We start from the raw sequence: 21,365 nt of genomic DNA on the forward strand, positions 1-21,365 counted from the left end.
GCCCGCACTGCGCGTCGTGGTGTCTGTTCCTGCCGGAAACCGGTTGCAGATGCTTTAACGCACCCTCCCGCATAAGAGCCGAGCCACCGCCTTCCCCCTCCTGCCGCGAGGCCCCGATGACCCTGCTCCCCACCGCCCCCCGCACCCTCGCCGTCCGCACCCCCGATGAACTCGACATCCGGGTGCAGGAATGGGGAGCGGGCAGCGGGCCCGAGCTGCTGTTCATCCACGGCTTCTCCCAATGCGGCCTGTGCTGGGCGCAGCAGACCGGCGCCGAGGTCCTGGCTCCATTCCGCAGGGTCACCTATGATTTTCGGGGCCATGGCGGCTCCGACAAGCCGCTCGACCCTGCCGCCTACAGGGATGGCCGCCTGTGGGCGGACGAGCTGGCAGCGGTGATCCGCGCCGCGGGCCTCAGCCGCCCGGTGCTGGTGGGCTGGTCCTACGCCGGGCGCATCATCGGCGACTATCTCCTGCATCACGGCACCGCCGACATCGCCGGCATCGTGTTCGTGGATGCCGCCACCCACAATGCGCGGGAGTTCTACGGCACCTGCAACCGGCTGATGCGGCAGATGTGCTCGGCCGACCTCGCGGATAACATCGCCGCCACCCGCACCTTTCTCCGTCGCTGCTTCGCCGCCGAGCAGCCCCGGGAGCTGATGGAAACCCTGCTGGCCTTCAATATGGTGGTGCCCGCCCAGGTGCGCGCCAACCTGTTCGATCGCACCGCCGATTACGACGCGGTGCTGCGGGCGCTGGATGTGCCGGTGCTGGTGACCCAGGGCACCCATGACGAGGTGGTGGCGCCGGCCATGGCCCACTTCCTCGCCGAGATCATCCCCGGCGCGCGCCTCGCCCTGTTCGAGGGCGTGGGCCACGCCCCGTTCCTGGAGGCGCCGGAGGCCTTCAATGGCGCGCTGCTGCACTTCCTGAACACGGATGTGGCCGGCGATTGAGGGCGCCAGGCGCCATCACACTCGCGTGCACCGGGGAACGCCGATGCCACAAAGAAGTTGCAGGCATGCCCCATTTGTGGCGACAACGTGAAGTCGCACACGCGGGGGCGGTGCGTGTCGCTGAGACCGGCCAGCTTTCCGGCTGGCCCTTGAGACGAGACCGAACGCCATGATGCATGTGACGAAGCTGCTGCGGAACGTCTTGCGGCGCCCCTCTCTGATCGCCGCCGCAACGGCCTCCGCTTTCCTGCTGGCCGCTCCGGCCCAGGCCGACGACCGCTTTCCCTTCGATCCGTTCAACCTCAACAAGCTGTTCAACACCAACTCCGCCGACGTGGGGATGGTGAGCGGCTCCTCGCCCATCCCGCGCCAGTCGGTGGCATTCGATTCCAAGTATCGCCCCGGCACCATCGTCATCCGCACCTCGGAGCGGCGGCTCTATTATGTGACGGCGCCGGGCCAGGCCATCCGCTATGGCGTGGGGGTTGGTCGCGACGGCTTCCGTTGGTCCGGGGTGAAGACTGTGAGCGCCAAGCGCGAATGGCCGGGCTGGACCCCGCCGCCGCAGATGCTCAAGCGCCGCCCGGACCTGCCGCGCTACATGCCCGGCGGTATCGACAACCCGCTCGGCGCCCGCGCCATGTATCTGGGCTCCAGCCTCTACCGCATCCACGGCTCCAACGAGCCGGAGACCATCGGCCAGGCGGTGTCCTCCGGCTGCATCCGCATGACCAATGACGATGTGGTGGACCTCTACAATCGGGTGCGGGTGGGCGCCACCGTCTACGTCCAGCGCTGAACGCGCGCCCTCCGGAACGCAAAAAGCCCGGGCCTGAGGCCCGGGCTTTCGTCTGCAGTGCAGAGGATACGAGATCAGAGCGCGGCGAGATTGGCCGCTTTGCTCTTGCCCCGGTTGTCGGGGACGACGTCGAAAGACACCTTCTGCCCGTCGTTCAGGCCGTACATGCCGGAACGCTCCACATCGGAGATGTGGACGAACACGTCCGGACCGCCCTCATCCTGCTGGATGAAGCCGAAGCCCTTCTGGGCATTAAAGAATTTCACAGTTCCCGTGGCCATGACAGGCCTCCTTGCTCAGGCTCGGCGTGCGAGCCCGGCGTTGGCGCGGGGCCATGAACGGCCCGGCGCTGCCAACGCCCGGTGCAGGACAATCCGAAGAAGGAAGGCTTTTGTGTCGTGGCCCGAAGGAAACGAGAGAAAGCAGGCCGAACGACGAACTGTCCCAGTCGGTCCGCTCCTCCGCGCATATCGAAAAATGCAAGCGGAGGAACGAACACCCTTGCCACAGCGAGATCGGAGTACATCCGTCCGTCTCCCGCACGCGCTGAAAACGCGCGTTGCGACTGGGTTGAGTGGGATATAGGGACCAACTGCGGCGTTTCAAGGGCAAGAGTGAAAGATCTTGCACAAAGATCACCGGCGGGGGCCCCGCCGGTGAATCCGTGTCGTTCAGTGCTGTCCCGCCTTGGCGACGAAGGAGCCGTCGAAGGTCTTGGACAGGTCCACATTGGCCGCCTTGAGCTCGGGATCGAACTCCACCAGCATGCCCAGGGCATTCTTCATGCCGTCCTCGGGAATGACGCCGGTGAGCGAATACATGGGCATGGAGTTCTTCACCGCCGCCATATAGAGCGCCTTGTCGCCCAGCAGATATTCCTGCGGCACCACCTCGGCCACCTGCTCCGGGGTCGCGGTCTTCAGCCATTCCAGCGCCTTGTGGAAGGCATTGACCAGCTTCTGGGTGGTGACGGGATTCTGGGTGGCGAAATCGCGCTTCAGATACAGCACCGCCGCCGGGTTGGCGCCGCCGAAGATCGCGGTGCTGCCCTCCTCGGTGCGGCTGTCGGCCAGCACCACCACGTCGCCGTCGGTCTCCAGCTTGGTGATGACTGGGTCAAGATTGGCCATGGCGTCGATGCCGCCGTGCTTCATCTGCGCCACCGCGGAGGCGCCGCCGCCGACACCCACGAACGACACGTCCTCGGGCTTCAGGCCGTCCTTGGCGAGCAGGAAGTTGACGAAGAAGTTGGTGGAGGAGCCGGGCGCGGTCACGCCCACCTTCTTGCCCTTCAGGTCCTTCACGCTCTTGATGCCACTGTCCTTGCCGGCCACCAGCACGATGCCGGGGAAGCGGCCGAGCTCGATCACCGCGGCGATGTCCTGGCCCTTGGCCTGCATGCGGATGGTGTGCTCATAGGCCCCCGTCACCGCATCCACCGAGCCGCCCACCAGCGCCTGCAGCGACTTGGAACCGCCGCCGAAATCGTTGATGGAGACGTCGAGTCCCTCGTCCTTGAAGAAGCCCTTCCGCTCGGCGACGGTCAGCGGCAGGTAATAGAGCAGCGGCTTGCCGCCGACGCCGATGGTCACCTGCGGCTTCTCCGCCTGCTGCGCCGCCGCCGGCGCCGCAAAGGTGGCCGCCAATCCCGCCAGCGCCAGCACGCCGGCCGTCATCGTCTTGAACACACCCATGGGTTTCCTCCCCCTCATTGGGCCGTGGCGGGCGCGGGACGCCACACCAACAGCCGTTTTTCAATGGCGCTCACCAGCGTATCAATCAGGATCACGAAGATGGACAGAACCAGCATGCCCGAGAACACGCCGGTGACGTCGAACACCCCTTCCGCCTGGTGGATGCGATAGCCGAGCCCCGCCGCCGAGCCGAGATATTCGCCCACCACCGCGCCCACCAGCGCAAAGCCGACGGCGGTGTGGAGCGAGGAGAACATCCAGGTGAGCGCGGAGGGCCAGAACACGTGCCGCATGAGCTGGCGCTCGCTCATGCCCAGCATGCGGGCATTGGCCAGCAGGGTCGGGCTCACTTCCTTCACGCCCTGATAGACGTTGAAGAAGACGATGAAGAACACCAGCGTCACCCCCAGCGCCACCTTGGACCAGATGCCAAGGCCGAGCCACAAGGCGAAGATGGGGGCCAGCACCACCCGTGGCAGCGCATTGGCCATCTTCACATAAGGATCGAACACCGCCGCCAGCACTGCTTTGCGGGCAAACCAGAAGCCGATGAGCACGCCGCCGGCCGCGCCGATGAAGAAGGCCAGCAGGGTTTCGAGCAAAGTGATGCCCAGGTGATACCAGATGGCCCCCGAATAGAAATCCGCCCAGGTGCGGGCGAACACCGCCCCCGGCGTGGAGAAGAAGAACGGGTCCAGCACATAGAACGGCTTGGCGGAGAGGGACGGCAGGTTCCACTTCACCGTGGCGCCCACATGCCACAGGCCGATGAGCACCACCGCGACCAGGAGCTGCAGGGCCAGGAGAGACCACCGATTGCGCGTCATGCCCCCTGCTCCGCCGATTCGGATTGCTTGTAGCCCTTCACCACTTCTTCCTTCAGCGCCGCCCAGATCTCCCGGTGCAGCTGGTGGAACACCGGATCGAGCCGCACGTCGATGTCGCGGGGACGGGGAATGGGCACCCGCCATTCGCCGATGATGCGGGCCGCCGGCCCGGCGCCCATGATGACCACACGGTCGGCCAGCGCGATGGCCTCCTCCAGGTCATGGGTCACGAACAGCACCGCCTTACGGTCGGCGCTCCACAGGTCCAGCAGCAAATTGCCCATGATCTGCCGGGTCTGGGCGTCGAGCGGGCCGAACGGCTCGTCCATGAGCAGGATCTTGGGGTGGCGGATCAGCACCTGGGCGAGGCCCACGCGCTTCCTCTGGCCGCCCGAGAGCATGTGCGGATAGCGATCGGCAAAGGCGGAAAGGCCCACCCGCGCCAGCCATTTGCGGGCCTCGGCCCGCGCCTCGTCCTTGGGGGTGCCGACAATGTCGAGGCCGATGGCCACGTTCTCCACCGCCGTCTTCCAGGGAAACAGCGCTTCCGCCTGGAACAGGTAGCCGGCCTTGCGATTGAGCCCCGAGAGCGGCTCACCGAAGATGGAGACGCGGCCGAACGCCGGCGTCAGCAGCCCGGCGGTGGCGTTGAGCAGAGTGGACTTGCCGCAGCCGGTGGGGCCGACGATGGCCACGAACTCGCCATCGGCGATGTCGAGGCTGGCCTGATCCACGGCAATGAAAGGCGCACCGCCGGGCTTGGCATTGGGAAAAGCAATGCGCACCCCCTCCAGGGACACGGCGCATGGCGCCGCATCCGCCTGCGTGCGGATCGCGTTGACGACTGGCGACACCCTTTCCTCCCTCGCCCTTCCGGCGGTTATCCGTCCGGTCCAGTGGGGCCGCGCCCCTGTAGCGCGCTGTTACGGCGACACCTTTGGGGCAGCATGATTGGCCCATTCGGACCGGGGCGCGCAACCTAGCGGGGGCCGGGCAGGAGAAGCAAGCATCTCAGCTGTGGAGGACGCTCAAAGGGGCCCGGCAGGGTGCTCTCAGGCCGGGTCGCGATCTGGCAGCGCCACCAGGAGCAGCACGCCGAGCACCGCCATGTAGATGCGGAACGCGCTCTCCTGGCCGTTCCAGTCATGGGATTGCCACATGGCGAAATACTCGCCCGCCACCACCATGAAGCCGAAGAACCAGAGCAGGAAGGCGAGGCTGGCGCCCAGATAGACGAAGCGCTTGGCGCGCTCGAAGGCCGGCGCGGGCGCCTTGAGGGTGCGCAGCAGCTGCACGGCGCCCAGCGCCAACAGCAGGCCGGACAGCGCCTCGGCGGCGATGATGGCGGCATAGGCCGCCTGCCACAGGCGCGGATCGGTGATGGCCCGGCCCATCAGCGCGTTGCCGGGAAAGGTGGTGTCCATGCTCAGCACATGGGACACGAAGGCATAGTTCGAGGCGTAATCGGTCAGGTTGCCGTAGGCCACCAGCAGCGCATAGGCCGCCAGCGCCGCCACCAGCACCACCTTGGTCAAGCGTAGTTCCATCCCCGCCTCCCCCGTCTTCCACTGCCGCGCGCCCGCAAGATAACGCAAAGCAAGACAACGCGAGCAAGACAACGCAAGCAGGGGTGCGCGGACGCCGTGGTCCGCGACACCCTAACCGGACGGGCCGGGAACAGGCTCGCTCAGCGCCGCCGGAAATTCTGCTGACGACGGGCGCCGGGAGGCGGACCAGACCCTTCGGCCTTGTGACGGAAGTTGATGCGACCGCGATCGAGATCGTACGGCGACATCTCCACGACCACCCGATCACCTTCGATGGTGCGGATGCGGTTCTTCTTCATCTTGCCGGCCGCGTAGGCCAGGATCTGATGGTCGTTGTCCAGACGCACGCGGAAGTTGCCATCGGGCAGCACTTCCGTCACGGTTCCCTCGAACTCCAGCAGTTCTTCCTTCGCCATATAGACTCGTCTCCAATGGCCCCGTTGGGGCAAACGTGGCGGGCTTATGTCACGAATCCGCGCATCGGCCCATAGGTGAGATGTCCGGGCGGCAGCTTTTTCCGCCGGCCCGGACCCCAGCAATCACCGTGCCGGGCGCTTGGCGCCGCCGCCCTGCGGCGGGTTGCGCTGGCCCGATCGGTTCGACACGGCCTTCATGAAGCCGATGCCGCCCATCTCTCCACCGGAGGAACGGGCGTCGTCGCCACGGCCGGCGCTCCGCCCTTCCGAGCGGGGCTGCTGCGGGCGGGCGCCGTGGGGCCGCGCCTCACGGGCGGGGCCCGCCTTGCGGGCATCACGGCCGGCGCCGGCCGCATCGGCGCGGGCATCCTTGCCGCGACCACCGGCGGGCGCCCCCTCGCGGCGGGTCGCCCCGTCGCGCTCGGCGCGCTGGCCGTTGCCGCGGTTGTCGTCGCTGCGGCGGCCCTCGCCGGCGGGGCGCTGCCCCGTCCCGCGCGCGCCACCGGAGCGCTGACCGCCCGGACGCTGACCATTGGGACGCCCGGCGCCCCGCGGCCCGCGACGCTGCTCGCGCGGCTCATCCACCAGAGCGGTGGTGATCGGCTCGCCCTCCGGCACCGCGAAGGTGGCCGCCGACCCGCGCCGATCCTCGGACGGGATCTGCATCTTGATCAGCCGCTCGATGGACCGCAGATACGCGCGCTCTTCCTGGTCACAGAACGAGATGGCGATGCCTTCCCGTCCCGCCCGGGCGGTGCGGCCGATACGGTGCACATAGCTTTCCGGCACGTTCGGCAGGTCAAAATTGATGACGTGGCTGACGCCGGTAACGTCGATGCCGCGGGCGGCGATGTCGGTGGCCACCAGGGTGCGCACGGTGCCTTCACGGAAGGCGGCCAGCACGCGGTCACGCTGGTTCTGCGACTTGTTGCCGTGGATCGCCTCAGCGGCGAGGCCCACCTTGGCGAGCACGCGCACCACCTTGTCGGCGCCGTGCTTGGTGCGAGCGAACACCAGGGCGCGGTCGATCTGCTCCTTGGAGAGCACCTCGGCCAGCAGCTGCGCCTTGTTGGACTTGTCCACCAGGATCACCCGCTGATCGACGCGATCGGCGGTCTTGGCCACCGGCGTCACCGCCACGCGCACGGGCTCGTGCAGCATGGAGCCTGCGAGATCGGAGATGGCCGGCGGCATGGTGGCCGAGAAGAACAGCGAGTGGCGCTTCTGCGGCAGCCGCTTGACGATGGCACGGATGGCATGGACGAAGCCCATGTCCAGCATCTGGTCCGCCTCGTCGAGCACGAACACTTCCACCTGGTCGAGCCGCACGGCGTTGTTCTCGACCAGATCCTGCAGCCGCCCGGGGGTGGCCACCAGCACGTCGACCCCACGCGCCAGGGCGCGGATCTGCCGGCCCATGGGCACGCCGCCGATGGCGAGCGCCACCGAGATGCGGCTGTGGCGACCGAACTTCTCGAAATTGTCGACGATCTGGCCCGACAGCTCACGGGTGGGCGAGAGCACCAGGGCCCGCGCGCTGCGCGGCTCCGGGCGGCGCCCATGGCGCACCAGGCGATCGAGGATGGGCAGGGCGAAGGCGGCGGTCTTTCCGGTGCCCGTCTGGGCAATGCCGATGAGGTCGCGGCCGGCGAGAATCTGGGGAATGGCTTCGGCCTGAATAGGCGTCGGCGTCACGTGCTGTTCTTCAGTGAGGGCACGGACGATGGGCTCGGCGAGGCCGAGAGCAGAAAAAGAGGTCAAGCTCTGTCTTTCATGGGCGAACGGCATCGCGCGCGGCCGAAAGCGGCCGCGAACACGCGGTTCGCGGGATCTTCGACATCCCGCGTGGCCAGGGGTGTCCAATCGAAAACATTGAATTCGGGCAAAGCCGCCTGCGACACTTCGAGGAGAAGCTCCGAGCGGTCTCCGCTACGCGGCCCGAAAGCGCCGGCATCACAGTGTGGGGCGAAAACGTCGCCACCCGATGCCGGGCTACGGCAGCGCATATGACGCATTCCCATGACGATTTCAAGGCAGCCGCAGCCAGCCCCCGCGCTTTTTTAGACCAAACGGTGCCACCGCACGTTTTTTCGCCGCAGTGGGCGCGCAGACACCGCCCTGCCGGCGCCGCCGCCGGATGTCTCCTTGACCCCGCGCGCGCGCCGCCCCACATGGCGGGCGGAGGCCCCATGTTCGACCCGCAGACCCTGATCGACCTGACCGTCAGCTTCGTGAAGGAGCATCAGCACCTGGCGCCGGCTGTGGTGTTCGGGCTCGCCTTTGGCGAGTCCCTGGCGCTCATCTCCTTCTTCATCCCGGCGACGGTGCTGCTGCTGGCCATCGGCGCCTTGATCGAAGCCTCGGGCCTGCACTTCTTCCCCATCTGGCTGGCCGCCGCCGCCGGCGCCTCGCTGGGCGATGCCGTCTCCTATTGGTTCGGCTTCCACTATAAGGAACGGGCGAAGACCTTCTGGCCACTCTCGCGTCGGCCCGACCTGGTGGTGCGGGCGGAGGATTTCTTCCACCGCTTCGGAGTCTGGGGCGTGGCCGTGGGCCGCTTCTTCGGCCCCGTGCGCGCGGTGGTGCCGCTGGTCGCCGGGGTGCTGGCCATGCGCCAGAGCCATTTCCAGATCGCCAACGTCGCGAGTGCGGGGCTCTGGGCCTTCGCCATGCTGGCGCCCGGCGCCCTGGCCCTGAAATGGATGGGGCTCGCCTGAGGCCCAACCCCAGCCCTTCAATCCCCTCACCGACACCCACGCCCGCGACACCCCTGTCGCGGGCGTTTTGCCGCGCCAGCCACCGATGCGCGAGGCGCCAGAAACAGGCGCTAGCCTCGCCCCCAGCAGCGCGACCCGCGGGGGTCTGAAACGCCTACCGCAGTGCGGCATCAGCAACCTTGTCTCACTAGCCTATCCTATATATGAAAGAACATACCAAAAGGGGGATCATTGCCATGATGAATTTTGCCTTCCCGCGGCGCGGCCTGGTTTTGGGCCTGCTGGTTGCGTCCGCTTTCGTCGGCACCGCCCGGGCGGAACAGCCCGTCGCGGCCACCACCGCCGCCAGCGCCACCGTCACCACCTTCGCCGCCGCCAGCCTCACCAATGCCTTCCAGGACATCGGCAAGGCCTACGAGGCCATGGGCAAGCCGAATGTGAGATTTTCGTTTGCCGCCTCCTCCGCCCTGGCCAAGCAGATGGAAGCGGGTGCGCCGGCCTCCATCTTCGCCTCCGCTGACATCAAGTGGATGGACTATGTGGAGAAGAAGGACCTCATCATTCCCTCCTCGCGGGTGGTGCCCATCGGCAACGCGCTGGTGCTGATCGCCCCCGCCGACAAGGCCAAGCCGGTGACCATCACCAAGGGCATGGACATCGAGGCGCTGCTGGGTCCCAACGGCCGCATCGCCACCGGCCTCGTCGACAGCGTGCCGGCGGGCATCTACACCAAGACCGCCTTCACCAACCTCGGTGTCTGGGACAAGGTGGCGCCCCGCATCGTCGGCGCCGAGAGCGTGCGCGCCGCCCTCGCCCTGGTGGAGCGTGGCGAGGTGCCCTATGGCGTCGTCTACGCCACCGATGCCGCCATCGCCAAGAATGTAAAGGTGGTTGCCGTGTTCCCGGCCGACAGCCACCCGCCGGTGGAATATCCGTTCGCCCTGGTGAAGGGTCAGGACACCCCCGAGGCCAAGGCCTTCTTCGCCTTCCTGACCAGCCCCGAGGCCAAGGACATCTACAAGAAGTACGGCTTCGTCGTGAAATGAGTGATGCCATCGGGTCCGGCCGCTTGGCCGGACCCGAGCGCGGCGCCGCCCGCCGCTTGGCCGACGGACGTGAGCTGCCGCATTTGCCGGAGCGGGGCATTACGCATCGCCTCGACGCTCCGTTCGGTTTAGAATTTTTGTGACATTGCTGGCCGGATTTTTCTCATGCTGCTGACACCGGATGAATGGACAGCGGTGGTTCTGAGCCTGAGGGTGGCGTTCTGGGCCACCGTCTGGAGCATGCCGCCGGCCATCTTCGTGGGCTGGATTCTCTCGCGCGTCGAGTTTCCCGGCAAAGGCCTGTTCGACGGCATCGTCCACCTGCCCCTGGTGCTGCCCAAGGTCGTGGTCGGCTATATCCTGCTCATCACTCTGGGGACCCGCGGCTATCTCGGCCAATATCTGTACGACTGGTTCGGCATCAGCCTCATGTTCACCACCGCCGGCGCCACCGTGGCCGCCGCCGTGGTGAGCTTTCCGCTCTCCGTCAATGCCATCCGCCTCGCCATAGACGGGGTTGATAAGGGCATTGAGACGGCGGCCCGCACCCTGGGCGCCAGCAAGCTCGACGCCTTCTTCACCGTGACGCTGCCGCTGATGCTGCCGGGTATCCTGTCCGGCGCGCTGATCTCCCTGGCCTCCGCCTTGGGCGAGTTCGGCGCCACCATCACCTTCGTGTCGAACGTGGAAGGCCAGACCCGCACCATACCGCTCGCCATCTACAGCGCCACCCATATGCCCGACGGTGACGCCATGGCCCTGCGGCTCACGGCGGTGTCCGTGGTCCTGGCCCTCGGCGCCCTGATCCTGGCGGAAATGGCCGATCGGCGCATCAAGATTGCATTGGGGCGGATATGATCGAGATCGACGTCAGCCTCACCCGCAGCACCGGCTTCAGCCTGGAAGCCCACTTCAGCGCCCCCGGCATGGGCGTCACCGCCCTGTTCGGCCGCTCCGGCTCGGGCAAGACCACCATCATCCAGGTGGTGGCCGGCTCGGTGAAGCCGGACAAGGGGCGAATCCAGGTGGGTGACGAGGTCTTCTTCGATTCCGCCAAGGGCATCGACCTGCCCATCGAGAAGCGCCGCGTGGGCTATGTGTTCCAGGATGCGCGCCTGTTCCCCCACCTCAGTGTGGAGAACAACCTGCGCTACGGCCAGCGGCGCGCCCGGCACGACCAGTCGATCGGTTTCGATGCGGTGGTGGACATGCTGGGCATCAAGCCGCTGCTGAAGCGGCGGCCGCACACCCTTTCCGGCGGCGAGCGCCAGCGCGTGGCCATCGGCCGGGCGCTGCTGGCCCAGCCGCGCCTGCTGCTGATGGACGAGCCCCTCGCCTCCCTCGACGAGATGCGCAAGGCGGAGATCCTGCCCTATCTGGAGCGGCTGCGCGACGACCTGCGCCTGCCCATCCTTTATGTCAGCCACTCCATCGACGAGGTGCTGCGCCTGTCCGACGTGGTGGCGGCGGTGCAGAACGGCACGGTGATCGCCGCCGGCCCCCTGTCCGAGGTGCTATCACGGCGCGAATTGCTGCCGGTGCTGGGGCGGTTCGATCTCGGCACCATCTTCGAGTGCAAGGTGAAGAGCCACGACATCAGCCTCGCCCTGTCCACCATCACCTTCGCCGACGGCGAATTGCGGGTGCCACTGGTGGATCGCCCGCCGGGTGCGCCGGTGCGGGCCCGCATCCGCTCGCGCGACGTGGCGCTCTCCCTGTCCCGGCCCATCGACGTTTCGGTGACCAACCGCCTGTCCGGCGTCATCCGCGACATCCGCCGCGAGGAGGGGCCTTATGCCGATGTGGCGGTGGAATTACCGCACAAAGGTCTGCTGCATGCCCTCGTCACTGTCGAAAGCGTGGAACGGCTCGCCCTCGAGCCCGGCATGCCGGTCTGGGCGATGATCAAGGCGGTCGCCGTGGACAGCCGCTCGCCCCATTTCGAGGCGCGCGACGAGCCTTTCACCCCGCCTTCGCATTCAGCGGCGCCGGGTCTGCGTCTCGTGTCTGCCCGCTCTCTGCCGCAAGAGAGCTCGTGAGCTCATCCAGCGAGCTGCGCACCGCCTTGGCGGCCTGCCGCTCCATGGCCCGATAGAGGGCGATGACGCGCTCGCCGAAGGCGGTGACCTCGGTGCCGGCGCCCCGCCGGCCGGGATAGGTGAGGATCACCTTCTGCTCGAACATGTGGTCGAGTTCATCCACCAGCAGCCAGGCCCGGCGATAGCTCATGCCGATGGCCTTCGCCGCGGCGAGGATGGAGCGATGCTCGCGGATGGCCTCCAAGAGCCGGATCTTGCCGGGGCCCAGCCGGCGGCCATCCGGAAAATCCACGCGCAGAAACAGGCGCGATGAAGAGTCCTGGGTCACGGTGTCTCCTCTGCGTGCGGGCGGCGCCGGCGATCGGGCCGCGCCATCTGCGGAGCGCCGGCCGACGGCCCAGGCGCTGCTCCCACATAGCGCGAATCCACCATTCACGCCACCAAAGGCCGACTTCCGAAGTGGGAGGCTCGCCAGAGGATGCCCACCACGCGTTGCCCGCGCCATCGAGACGAGGCGAACATGTCGCGGCGCGGGTTGCCGGGGGCACTCCCGCGCCGGCGGGCAGCTCAGGCCCGCGCGGGGCGGCCCAGCTGCTTGGCCCGGGCAATCCGCGTGTTGACGATGCTCGACAGCGCGACGATCACCGCAACCGTCGCCAGATAGGCGATCACCTGCATGCCGGTCGGCTCAGCGCGGTAGCCCACCAGGGTGCGCAGAACCCGTCCCACCGCGCCGTCATCGGCGAGCAGCCAGCTGGTATTCCAGACCGGATCCGCCAGCGACTGGATGAAGCCGGCATCCTGCAGGATGCCCACCACCTGGGCCGACAGGCCCGCGGCCAGCAGGGTGATGACCGCGGCGGTCACCTTGAAGAGGTATTTCAGCGGCACCGCCACCAGGCCGCGATACAGCACGAACGCCACCACGGCGCCGGCCGCCAGCCCGAGCAAGCCGCCGATCAGCACGTTGGGGACGGTTTCCATGCCGGTGGACATGATGCCATAGACGAACAGCACGATCTCCGCGCCCTCGCGCAGCACCGCCATGCCCACCACCACCGCCAAAGCGGTGAGCGGCTTGCGGCCTTCCTGCACATCCTTGCCGATGGCCTGCATCTGAATGACCATCTCGCGGCCGTGGCTCGCCATCCACACCACGGTCCACACCAGCATCACCACCGCCACCGCGAGGATGCCGGCGTTGAGCACCTCCTGGCCGGACCCGTCGAACAGATTGGAGATGCGCTCGGCGAAGATGGCGAGCAGGGCCGAGCCGAGCACGCCGCCCAGAACGCCGGCGCTGATCCACAGGCCGCGGCCGTGGATGCCTTCGGAGGCGGCCAGCACCACGCCGATGACGATGCCCGCTTCCAGCACTTCACGAAACACGACGAGGAGGGCCGCCAACATCACAGATCTCCCATTCACGCCGCGCCGCGATGAAGCAACTGGGCCTCGGCATCTGCTCACCGCAGGCCCGACACCGGAACCCGCGGCTGGAAATTTCAGTTTAGAAATACTCAAAAAAGGTCGGAGCCCAAGGATTGGCGACGCCTTTGGCGCCTCAAGCCGTGGTTCCAGCAGACAAGTCCCTACACCCACCCCTGCCGACTGTCATCCGCGGCCCCATTTATTAGAATCTATCCAGACTTGTGCGCCGCTGCCGCCCGGCGCGCGGCAGCGGCGGACGCGGGCCTGCCCGCAAGCGCTTGCGGCGCATTTGCGCCCCCCGCAGCGGAGCAATGGCGCCATCCGCAGCAGCAGCCAGCATGCAGTTTTGCTTGGCCACGCGACTCTTTTGCTACAAATGACCCAGCGAGAGCTTTCCGTAGAACGATTCCATTATTTGGACAGCGCCTTGCGCCCGGCGCGCCCGCCTGCCTAATCTGCCGCCGGGTTCACGGGTTGTCGTTCGCCCTATCGTTTATGCCATGTTCCAATGAGGAGAAGAGGTTGATGCGCGCGCACTGGATTGCCGGCGCGGTCGCCGCCGTGGTGAGCTTTGCGCCCCCGGCGTTTGCCGACGCGCCGAAGGCCCGCGATGTGATCACCCATTATGCCGATCTCGCTCACGTGATGTACGATGCCTCGTACGCCACGGCGAAGGAGATGCAGCAGGCCATCGACGCCTTCGTCGCGGCGCCCAGCGCCGAGACCCAGCAGAAGGCCAAGGACGCCTGGAAGAGCGCGCGCACCTTCTACCAGCAGACCGAGGCGTTCCGCTTCGGCAACAAGATCGTCGACGACTGGGAAGGCAACGTGAACGCCTGGCCGCTCGATGAAGGTCTCATCGATTACGTGGACAAGGCCAAGTATGGCGACACCTCCGATGAGAATCCGCTCTACACCGCCAATGTGATCGCCTCCAAGTCCATCCGCATCGGCAAGAAGACGGTGGACGTCACCAAGATCACGCCGAAGCTGCTGCATGATCTCAACACCGCCGGCGGCGTCGAGGCCAATGTGGGCTCCGGCTGGCACGCCATCGAGTTCCTGCTGTGGGGCCAGGACCTGAACGGCACCGGCCCGGGCGCCGGCGTCCGCTCCTGGACCGACTATGACCTCAAGGCCTGCACCAACGGCAATTGCGATCGTCGCGGCCAGTATCTCAAGGTCGCCACCCAGACCCTGGTGGACGATCTCAAGGAGATGTCCGACTCGTGGGCGCCCAAGGGCGCGGCCCGCAAGGCGCTCCTGAAGAAGAAGGACAACGCGGGCCTTGCCACCATCTTCACCGGCCTCGGCTCGCTCTCCTATGGCGAGCTCGCCGGCGAGCGGATGAAGCTCGGCCTCATCCTGCACGATCCCGAGGAAGAGCACGACTGCTTCTCGGACAACACCCACAACTCCCATTATTACGACGAAGTGGGCATCCGCGACGTCTATTACGGCCGCTTCACCAAGCCCGATGGCAGCGCTGTCACCGGCCCCTCGGTGGCCGACCTGATCCGCGCCGCCGACCCCAAGGTCGCCGACGAGATCGACCAGAAGTCCGACGCGGCGCTGGCGGCCCTCAAGGCCATCAAGGACACGGCGGATTCCGGCGAGATGGCCTACGACCAGATGCTCGGCGAGGGCAATGAGAAGGGCGCCAAGCTCATCCAGGCCGGCGTCGATGCCCTGGTGGCCCAGGCCCACGCCATCGAGCGCGGGGTGGCTGTGCTGAAGCTCCAGATCAAGATGGAGGGCTCCGCCAGCCTCGACGACCCCTCCTCGGTCGGTCAGAAGTGAGGCGGGCGCGCCCGTCGCGAAAGTGAGGCTGAAGCCATGATCTCGCGTCGTGCGTTGATCTCACGTCGTGCGTTGATCTTGGGAGGGGCTGCGGCGGGCGCCGCGGCCCTGGCCGCCCCCTCCGCCCTTGGCGAGGGTCTCCCCGAGGCCGTGGACACCCTGCCCCCGGACGCGCCCCAGCGGCACCTGTCGCTGGTGGCGGCGGAAACCGAGGTGCCCCTGCTGGGGGCGGGCAAGCCCGCCACGTCCCGCTTCTGTGCCTACAACACCACCCCGTTCCTCACCCTGCGCGCGCCCCAGGGCACGCGGCTGATGGTGGATTTCGAGAACCGGCTGCCGGACCCCACCACCGTGCATTGGCACGGCATCCGCGGCCCCTATATTTTCGATGGGGTCGCCCCCATCACCCAGCCCACGGTGCCGCCCGGCGGCCGCTTCGCCTATAACGTGCCGCTACCGGACCCCGGCTTTTATTTCTTCCATCCCCATTGCGACGAAACCGGCCAGGTGGGCCGCGGCCTCGTCGGCCTCCTGTTCGTGGAGGACCCAGCCGACCGCAAGCTCGGCTTCGACCTGGAGCACATCATCGCGGTGAAGGACTGGCGCCTCGACGAGGCCGGTCGCTTCCTCACCATGTTCACCGATGAAGGCGCCTCCACCGCCGGCAGCTTCGGCACCGTGCGCGCGGTTAATGGCTCGCCCATCCCGCCCCGGGTGGAAGCCCCCGCCTATGGCGACGTGCGGGTGCGCACCATCGTCGCCGATGCCACCCGCGTCATCGATTTCGGCTGTGACGTGGACGAGGCGGCGGTGATCGCCTGCGATGGCCAGGCCACCAGGCCCTTCCTGCTCAACGACGCGCCCGACAATGTGTGGCGCATGGGCCCGGCCATGCGGGTTGACGTGCATGTGCGCATGCCCGGACCAGGCCAGGAAGTGAAGATCTACGATTACCGCACCGCCGAGCCCTATCTGCTCACCACCCTGGTGGCGGTGGACAAGGGCCGGAAGAAGACCGCCTTCAAGCCCAAGGCCCTGCCGGTGCCGAAGGAGTTGCCGCTGCCGGACATCGCCGGGGCGAGCCATCTCGACTTTCTGGTGCAGACCTCGGCGGGCGCCACCGCCATCGCCCCGCCGCTGCCGCCGGACGATCCCCTCGCCAAGGCGCTCATCGAGTCCCGGTGCGTGGGCGACAAGACCTTCTGGGCCATCAACCGCACCTCCTGGGGGGCCGGCGCCGACCTGCGGCTGCCGCCGCCGCTGAACGTGCTGAAGGCCGGGCAGAGCTATGTCCTGTCCATCACCAACGTCACCAAGCACGTGCACCCCATGCATCTGCACGGGCATGTGTTCAAGGTGCTGTCATCATCGAAGAAGAAGACCCTGCCGCAGTTTCTCGCCGACACGGTGATCGTCGAGCCCAACGAGACCGTGGACATCGCCTTCAAGGCGGCCAGCGGCAATTGGGTGTTCCACTGCCACATTCTGGAACACATGGATTCCGGCCTCATGGGCTGGTTCCGGGTGGCATGATGGGTGGGCGCCTTCGGCCCCGCGGCGCCGCGGCGCTGGTGCTGACGCTGCTGCTGGGGATGACCCCGGCGCTGGCGCTGGATTCCCTCGACGTGCATATCGGCAAGGCGCTGTTCAAACGTCCCTGGGTGCCGGCGCCCTCCTCCACCACGGCGGATGACGGCCTCGGCCCGCTGTTCGATGCCCGCTCCTGCGCCTCCTGCCATCCCGCCAGCGGGCGGGCCCGCGCGGTGTTCGATGCCCGGGGGCAGCTGGACGGGCGCGGCGTCATCGTCATGATCGGCCAGGCGGACGGGTCCGCCGATCCGGTCTATGGCCGCCGGCTGCAGATCGATGCGGTGCCCGGGCTCCCCCCCGAAGGCATCATTGCCACAACCGACACCCCCCTGCCCGACGGGCGGCGCCAACGGGCGCCACGGCTCGACGCGCTGGCCTACGGCCCGCTCGATGCCAAGAGCGGCCTGTCGCTGCGGGTGGCGCCGGACATGCACGGGCGCGGCGCCATGGCGGCGGTGTCCGATGCCACCCTCATGGCACTGGAGGCGGAGCAGGCCCAAGGCCGCGATGGCGTGCGCGGGCTAGCCCGCCGCATTCCCCAGCCCGACGGCAGCGTCCGTATCGGCCGGTTCGGCTGGAAGGCGGGCCAGCCCGATCTCGCCAGCCAGAGCGCCGAGGCGTTCTTCCTCGACATGGGCATGTCCAATTCGCACCACCCCTCGCCCGCCGGCGACTGCACGCCGGCGCAGGCCGCGTGCCTGGCGGCGCCGCACGGCGCCCGCGCGCCGGGCACCGACGGCAGCCCGGGCCTGGAGATCGGCGACGCGGTGCTGAACCGCGTGGTGGCCTATGTGGCGTCGCTGCCGGTGCCCGCCCCCCGCCCTCTGTCGGACGCGAGCCTGGAACATGGCGCAGCGCTGTTCGCCAGCAGCGGCTGCGCCGCCTGCCATCGCCCGGAACTGCCCACCGCCGATGGCGGTCGGGCCCGCCTGTTCTCCGACCTGCTGCTGCACGACATGGGGCCCGACCTCGGCGACACCATGCCGGAGCCGGGGGTCGGCGCGTCCCAGTGGCGCACCGCGCCGCTGGCGGGTGTGTCGCAGGCCCTCGCCCATGATACGGGTCTGCTGCACGACGGCCGCGCCCGCACGGTGGCCGAGGCGGTGCGCTGGCATGGGGGCGAGGCTGCCGCCGCCGCGGCCCGCTTCCAGTCCCTGCCCGCGCGCCAGCAAGCTATATTGTTGAAGTACGTTTCATCCCTCTAGATGTCGGAAGACGGTGTCGCATGCTTGAGATGATTGCCCGCCCAGCCTTCGCCACGGCGCGCAAGGTGCTCACCCGGCTCGGTGCAGCCACCACCCTGCTGGCGCTCGCCGGCCTGCCGCTCCCCGCATCGGCCGCCGATGCCAAGCTCAATGCGGTGCCCATCCTCGAAACCTGGCTGCTGCCGCGCTATGACGCCCTCGCCAGCGCCGCCGATGCCCAGAAGGCCGCCTGGACCAGCTTCTGCGCCAAGCCCGATGCCGCCGGCGTGCCGGCCCTGAAGGCGGCCTATGGCAAGACCGCGGATGCCTGGAACGCGGTGGAGTTCATCACCTTCGGCCCCATCAGCCAGAACCTGCGGGCCGACCGCTTCAGCTTCTTCCCAGACCGTCGCAACGGCATCGCCCGCGGCATGGCGGACGTGATCGCCGATGCCGACGCCGGCCGCCTCTCCCCCGAGCGCTTCGACCAGACCAGCGCCGCGGTGCAGGGCCTGCCGGCGCTGGAGCGGCTGCTGTTCGACAAGGAGGCGGAGACGGCGCTGGTGTCCGGCGCCGAGGCCGAGCGGCGCTGCGCCTTCGGCCGTGCCATCGCCACCAACCTGTCCACCATCGCCCATGATGTGCGGGGCGCCTGGGGTGATCGCAGCACCGGCCTGCTGGCCGCCCTGGCCGCCGGCAAGGGCGACCCGGCCCTGTTCCCCGATGCGGCGGCGCTGCCGGGCATGATCCTCACCGATCTCTCCGGCGCCTTCCAGCGGGTCACCGACACCAAGCTGCTGCCGGTTCTGGGCGCCGGGCCCGATGCGGCCAAGCCGGCCCTGGCCGACAGCTGGCGCTCCGGCCGCTCCGGCCGGGTGGTGGCCAACATGGTCAAGAGCGCCGACGATCTCCTGCGCGCCGTCGCCACCCAGATGCCGAGCCGACCGCAATATGTGGTGAACAAAGCCGCCGGTGCCGCCGACGCGGCCGCCGACAAGCTGCCGGCCGACCTCGGCACCGCCGCCGAGACCGCCGCCGGCGCCGCCGCCCTGCAGGCCGACATCAAGACCTTCAAGGCCGCCCAGCTCACCGTCTACCGGCCGATGGCCTCCTACTTCGGCATTTCCCTCGGCTTCAACGCCCTGGATGGCGACTGAGCCGATGCCGACGCGCCGGCACCATGATCCGCACCGGGCCGATTGACCCGCACCCCCTCGCCCTGCGGGAGACCCGTTCATGAGCCTTCTTTCTCGACGCAGCTTCACCCTCGGTGCCCTGCTCACCCTGCCGGCGTGGACACAGCTGGGCGCCGCCGAGGCGCGCGGCCCCACCGGCGGCTGGCTCTCCACCGCCGGCATCGACGACGGCTTCGCCGCCGTCTGCGTGGATGCCGCGAACACCGCCGATGTCCGCGCCCCGGCGCCGGCCCGCCTGCACGGGGTGGAAGCCAGCCCCACCGGTCCGCTGGCGGTGGCGGTGGGGCGGCGGCCCGGCCACGTGGCGGTGGTGTTCCGCTGGGACCAGGGCGGCGCCCCCGTCTCCACCTTCACCCCCGGCGCCGGGCGGGTGTTCTCCGGCCATGGCCGCTTCACGCCCGATGGGCGTTTCTTCCTGACCAACGAGATCGAGCGGCCGCAGGACGCGGACGGGCGGCGCACCATGGGCCGGGGCATCATCGCCCGGCGCGACGTGGCCGGAGGCTTCGCCATCATCGAGGAATGGCCGACCCAGGGCGACGGACCGCACGACCTGCTGCGCTCCGGCGACATGCTGGTGGTGGCCAATGGCGGCATCGAGCCTCACACGCCCGAAGCGCGGGCTGCGGAGGTCACCGGCTCCTCCATCACCGTGCTCGACCCCGCCTCCGGCGGCCAGCGCGGCGAGGGCCGCCTGTCGGACGACCTTGCCAGCCTGTCCCTGCGCCATCTGGCGCGCGACGGCGCGCGGAGCACGGTGGTGGCGGCGCAGGACCTGCTCAATGACGGCGTCGCCCGGCCGCTGCTGTTCGGCATCTATGCCGATGGCGCGCTGCGGCCCTTCGATGCCCCGGAGACCGCCTGGCGGGAGCTGCGCGGCTATGTGGGCTCGGTGGCCTATGATGCCTCGGGGCGCTATGTCGCCTGTTCCTCGCCGCGGGGCGGCCGGGTGGGGGTGTGGCGCGCCGACGGACGCTACATCGGCATGGTGCCGCTGGTGGACGGCTGCAGCCTCGCGTCCACCTATGAGGCCGGCACCTTCATCGCCGCCAGCGGCTATGGCGAGGTCATCCGCATCGCCGCCCATGACGACGGCGTCGGCATCACCGGCCGGCGCACCGGCGGCCCGCGGTTCGACAATCACATGGTGCGGATCGGCTGACCCGGCCCCGCGTGCAATCTGCAGACGCCTGACATGACCGCGGCTTTGTGCTCATGTTCCGTGTCGGCATCATGCCGGCGTGAGAGACAAGAGGTCGAACCATGAAATGGGTCGTTCTGGTGGGCAGCGTGCGCAAGGGATCCTTCAACGCGGCCGTCGCCCGCGCGCTCGCCGGCATCGCGCCCGAGGGCGTGAGCGTGGAGCTGCTGCCCTCCATCGCACAACTGCCCATCTATGACGGCGACATCGAAGCCGCCGGCATTCCCGACAGCGTCGCCCAGCTCGCCACCACCGTCGCCGCCGCTGATGCGCTGGTGATCGTCACACCTGAGTATAACTACTCGATTCCCGGCGGCCTCAAGAACGCCATCGACTGGCTGTCGCGGGTGCCCACCAAGCCGCTGAAGGGCAAGCCGGCCCTCATCCAGTCCGCCTCCATGGGCGTCATCGGCGGCGCCCGGGCCCAGTATCACCTGCGCCAGGTGTTGGTATGCCTCGACATGGCGGTGATGAACGTGCCCGAGGTGATGGTGGGCGGCGTCCACACCAAGGTCACCGACGGCGTGCTCACCGATCAGGGCACCTTGTCCTTCATCGAGGGGCAGCTGGCGGCATTCCACGACTTCGTGCGCAAGCACAAGCTGGCTGAAGGGGCCTGAGGCCCCCGTCCCGCGCCCACGGGGGATTGCAATCCCCCGTGGGCTCCGCCAGCATGCGTTCCCGAAAAGCGAGGCCGGTGCCAGCCGGAACCTCCATGCGCCGCAACCAAGACGGCGCCCCCGGGAAGGACATGCCGAATGCAGGGATTCGACCGGCGCGACGGGACTGTCGCGCCCGCTCATGGCCACGCCCCGGCCACCGCTTATGATGGGGCCGGCCTTCAGACCACCCCATCGACCGCCCCACCCGCCGCCAGCCTCCATTCCAGCGCCGCGCCCCCCTGGCAGGGCCCGCCGAC

At 68.3% G+C, this 21,365-nt stretch carries 21 protein-coding genes; 12 read left to right on the plus strand and 9 right to left on the minus strand.

Going from position 1 to position 21,365, the window contains the following annotated elements; all coding sequences use genetic code 11:
• Nucleotides 1–116: 116 nt before the first annotated feature.
• Both MEU52_RS02520 and MEU52_RS02525 read left to right on the plus strand, forming a co-directional pair.
• Entirely contained in the window at nucleotides 117–959 is an 843-nt protein-coding gene (locus MEU52_RS02520) for an alpha/beta fold hydrolase (RefSeq protein WP_238121521.1), read from the plus strand.
• Nucleotides 960–1,128: 169 nt separating this feature from the next.
• The gene (locus MEU52_RS02525; RefSeq protein WP_238121519.1) at nucleotides 1,129–1,758 is read left to right on the plus strand and encodes a L,D-transpeptidase; all 630 of its coding nucleotides are present in this window, start codon (nucleotides 1,129–1,131) and stop codon (nucleotides 1,756–1,758) included.
• A gap of 74 nt (nucleotides 1,759–1,832) precedes the next feature.
• On the opposite strand, the gene MEU52_RS02530 is transcribed toward MEU52_RS02525, so the two are convergent.
• The 7 genes from MEU52_RS02530 to MEU52_RS02560 form a co-directional block, all read right to left on the minus strand.
• Nucleotides 1,833–2,039 carry a cold-shock protein gene (locus MEU52_RS02530; protein ID WP_238121517.1) on the minus strand — a complete coding sequence of 69 codons (207 nt, stop codon included), beginning with the start codon at nucleotides 2,037–2,039 and terminating at the stop codon, nucleotides 1,833–1,835.
• Between the two features lie 390 nt (nucleotides 2,040–2,429).
• Nucleotides 2,430–3,452 (minus strand): ABC transporter substrate-binding protein, encoded by a 1,023-nt coding sequence (locus MEU52_RS02535; RefSeq protein ID WP_238121514.1) that lies wholly within the window; start codon nucleotides 3,450–3,452, stop codon nucleotides 2,430–2,432.
• 14 nt (nucleotides 3,453–3,466) lie between these two features.
• On the minus strand, nucleotides 3,467–4,279 hold the full coding sequence (locus MEU52_RS02540; RefSeq protein WP_238121513.1) for an ABC transporter permease: 813 nt from the start codon (nucleotides 4,277–4,279) through the stop codon (nucleotides 3,467–3,469).
• Nucleotides 4,276–5,058, minus strand: a complete 783-nt coding sequence (locus MEU52_RS02545) for an ABC transporter ATP-binding protein (RefSeq protein ID WP_443266049.1) — start codon at nucleotides 5,056–5,058, stop codon at nucleotides 4,276–4,278. Before MEU52_RS02545 ends, MEU52_RS02540 begins: the two co-directional genes overlap by 4 nt.
• A gap of 273 nt (nucleotides 5,059–5,331) precedes the next feature.
• Nucleotides 5,332–5,826 (minus strand): DUF2165 family protein, encoded by a 495-nt coding sequence (locus tag MEU52_RS02550; protein WP_238121509.1) that lies wholly within the window; start codon nucleotides 5,824–5,826, stop codon nucleotides 5,332–5,334.
• Between the two features lie 140 nt (nucleotides 5,827–5,966).
• Nucleotides 5,967–6,242, minus strand: a complete 276-nt coding sequence (infA, locus tag MEU52_RS02555; protein ID WP_238121507.1) for a translation initiation factor IF-1 — start codon at nucleotides 6,240–6,242, stop codon at nucleotides 5,967–5,969.
• Nucleotides 6,243–6,365: 123 nt separating this feature from the next.
• Nucleotides 6,366–8,030, minus strand: coding sequence for a DEAD/DEAH box helicase (locus MEU52_RS02560; protein ID WP_443265847.1), 1,665 nt, complete (start codon nucleotides 8,028–8,030; stop codon nucleotides 6,366–6,368).
• A gap of 401 nt (nucleotides 8,031–8,431) precedes the next feature.
• Here MEU52_RS02560 and MEU52_RS02565 point away from each other — a divergent pair, with 401 nt between their 5' ends.
• The 4 genes from MEU52_RS02565 (at nucleotide 8,432) to modC (ending at nucleotide 12,044) form a co-directional block, all read left to right on the plus strand.
• Nucleotides 8,432–8,959: a DedA family protein gene (locus MEU52_RS02565; protein WP_238121504.1), complete on the plus strand. Its 528-nt coding sequence runs from the start codon at nucleotides 8,432–8,434 to the stop codon at nucleotides 8,957–8,959.
• A gap of 236 nt (nucleotides 8,960–9,195) precedes the next feature.
• The gene (gene modA / locus MEU52_RS02570) at nucleotides 9,196–10,005 is read left to right on the plus strand and encodes a molybdate ABC transporter substrate-binding protein (RefSeq protein ID WP_238121503.1); all 810 of its coding nucleotides are present in this window, start codon (nucleotides 9,196–9,198) and stop codon (nucleotides 10,003–10,005) included.
• A 165-nt stretch (nucleotides 10,006–10,170) separates the two neighbouring features.
• Nucleotides 10,171–10,863 carry a molybdate ABC transporter permease subunit gene (modB, locus tag MEU52_RS02575; protein ID WP_443265849.1) on the plus strand — a complete coding sequence of 231 codons (693 nt, stop codon included), beginning with the start codon at nucleotides 10,171–10,173 and terminating at the stop codon, nucleotides 10,861–10,863.
• Entirely contained in the window at nucleotides 10,860–12,044 is a 1,185-nt protein-coding gene (gene modC / locus MEU52_RS02580; protein WP_238121502.1) for a molybdenum ABC transporter ATP-binding protein, read from the plus strand. Before modB ends, modC begins: the two co-directional genes overlap by 4 nt.
• Here the strand turns inward: modC and MEU52_RS02585 are convergent.
• Together MEU52_RS02585 and MEU52_RS02590 are read right to left on the minus strand one after the other, a co-directional pair.
• On the minus strand, nucleotides 11,968–12,372 hold the full coding sequence (locus tag MEU52_RS02585; protein WP_238121501.1) for a winged helix-turn-helix domain-containing protein: 405 nt from the start codon (nucleotides 12,370–12,372) through the stop codon (nucleotides 11,968–11,970). The two genes, modC and MEU52_RS02585, sit on opposite strands and share 77 nt — an antisense overlap.
• Nucleotides 12,373–12,611: 239 nt before the next feature.
• Complete coding sequence (locus MEU52_RS02590) at nucleotides 12,612–13,454, minus strand: FTR1 family iron permease (RefSeq protein WP_238121499.1); 843 nt, start codon at nucleotides 13,452–13,454, stop codon at nucleotides 12,612–12,614.
• Between the two features lie 546 nt (nucleotides 13,455–14,000).
• Here MEU52_RS02590 and MEU52_RS02595 point away from each other — a divergent pair.
• The 6 genes from MEU52_RS02595 (at nucleotide 14,001) to MEU52_RS02620 (ending at nucleotide 21,066) form a co-directional block, all read left to right on the plus strand.
• On the plus strand, nucleotides 14,001–15,275 hold the full coding sequence (locus MEU52_RS02595) for an imelysin family protein (RefSeq protein ID WP_238121497.1): 1,275 nt from the start codon (nucleotides 14,001–14,003) through the stop codon (nucleotides 15,273–15,275).
• Between the two features lie 36 nt (nucleotides 15,276–15,311).
• Nucleotides 15,312–16,808, plus strand: coding sequence for a multicopper oxidase family protein (locus MEU52_RS02600; RefSeq protein ID WP_238121496.1), 1,497 nt, complete (start codon nucleotides 15,312–15,314; stop codon nucleotides 16,806–16,808).
• Nucleotides 16,808–18,070, plus strand: a complete 1,263-nt coding sequence (locus tag MEU52_RS02605; protein ID WP_238121494.1) for a di-heme oxidoredictase family protein — start codon at nucleotides 16,808–16,810, stop codon at nucleotides 18,068–18,070. Before MEU52_RS02600 ends, MEU52_RS02605 begins: the two co-directional genes overlap by 1 nt.
• A gap of 20 nt (nucleotides 18,071–18,090) precedes the next feature.
• A complete protein-coding gene (locus tag MEU52_RS02610) occupies nucleotides 18,091–19,206 on the plus strand; it encodes an imelysin family protein (protein ID WP_238121492.1) in 1,116 nt (371 codons plus the stop codon).
• 79 nt (nucleotides 19,207–19,285) lie between these two features.
• A complete protein-coding gene (locus MEU52_RS02615) occupies nucleotides 19,286–20,407 on the plus strand; it encodes a DUF1513 domain-containing protein (protein ID WP_238121490.1) in 1,122 nt (373 codons plus the stop codon).
• Between the two features lie 101 nt (nucleotides 20,408–20,508).
• Nucleotides 20,509–21,066 carry an NADPH-dependent FMN reductase gene (locus MEU52_RS02620; protein WP_238121488.1) on the plus strand — a complete coding sequence of 186 codons (558 nt, stop codon included), beginning with the start codon at nucleotides 20,509–20,511 and terminating at the stop codon, nucleotides 21,064–21,066.
• The last annotated feature ends 299 nt before the right edge of the window (nucleotides 21,067–21,365 follow it).

Source organism: Xanthobacter sp. NM-25, from assembly GCF_022138605.1.
In the GTDB taxonomy this organism is placed as follows: Bacteria; Pseudomonadota; Alphaproteobacteria; order Rhizobiales; family Xanthobacteraceae; genus Xanthobacter.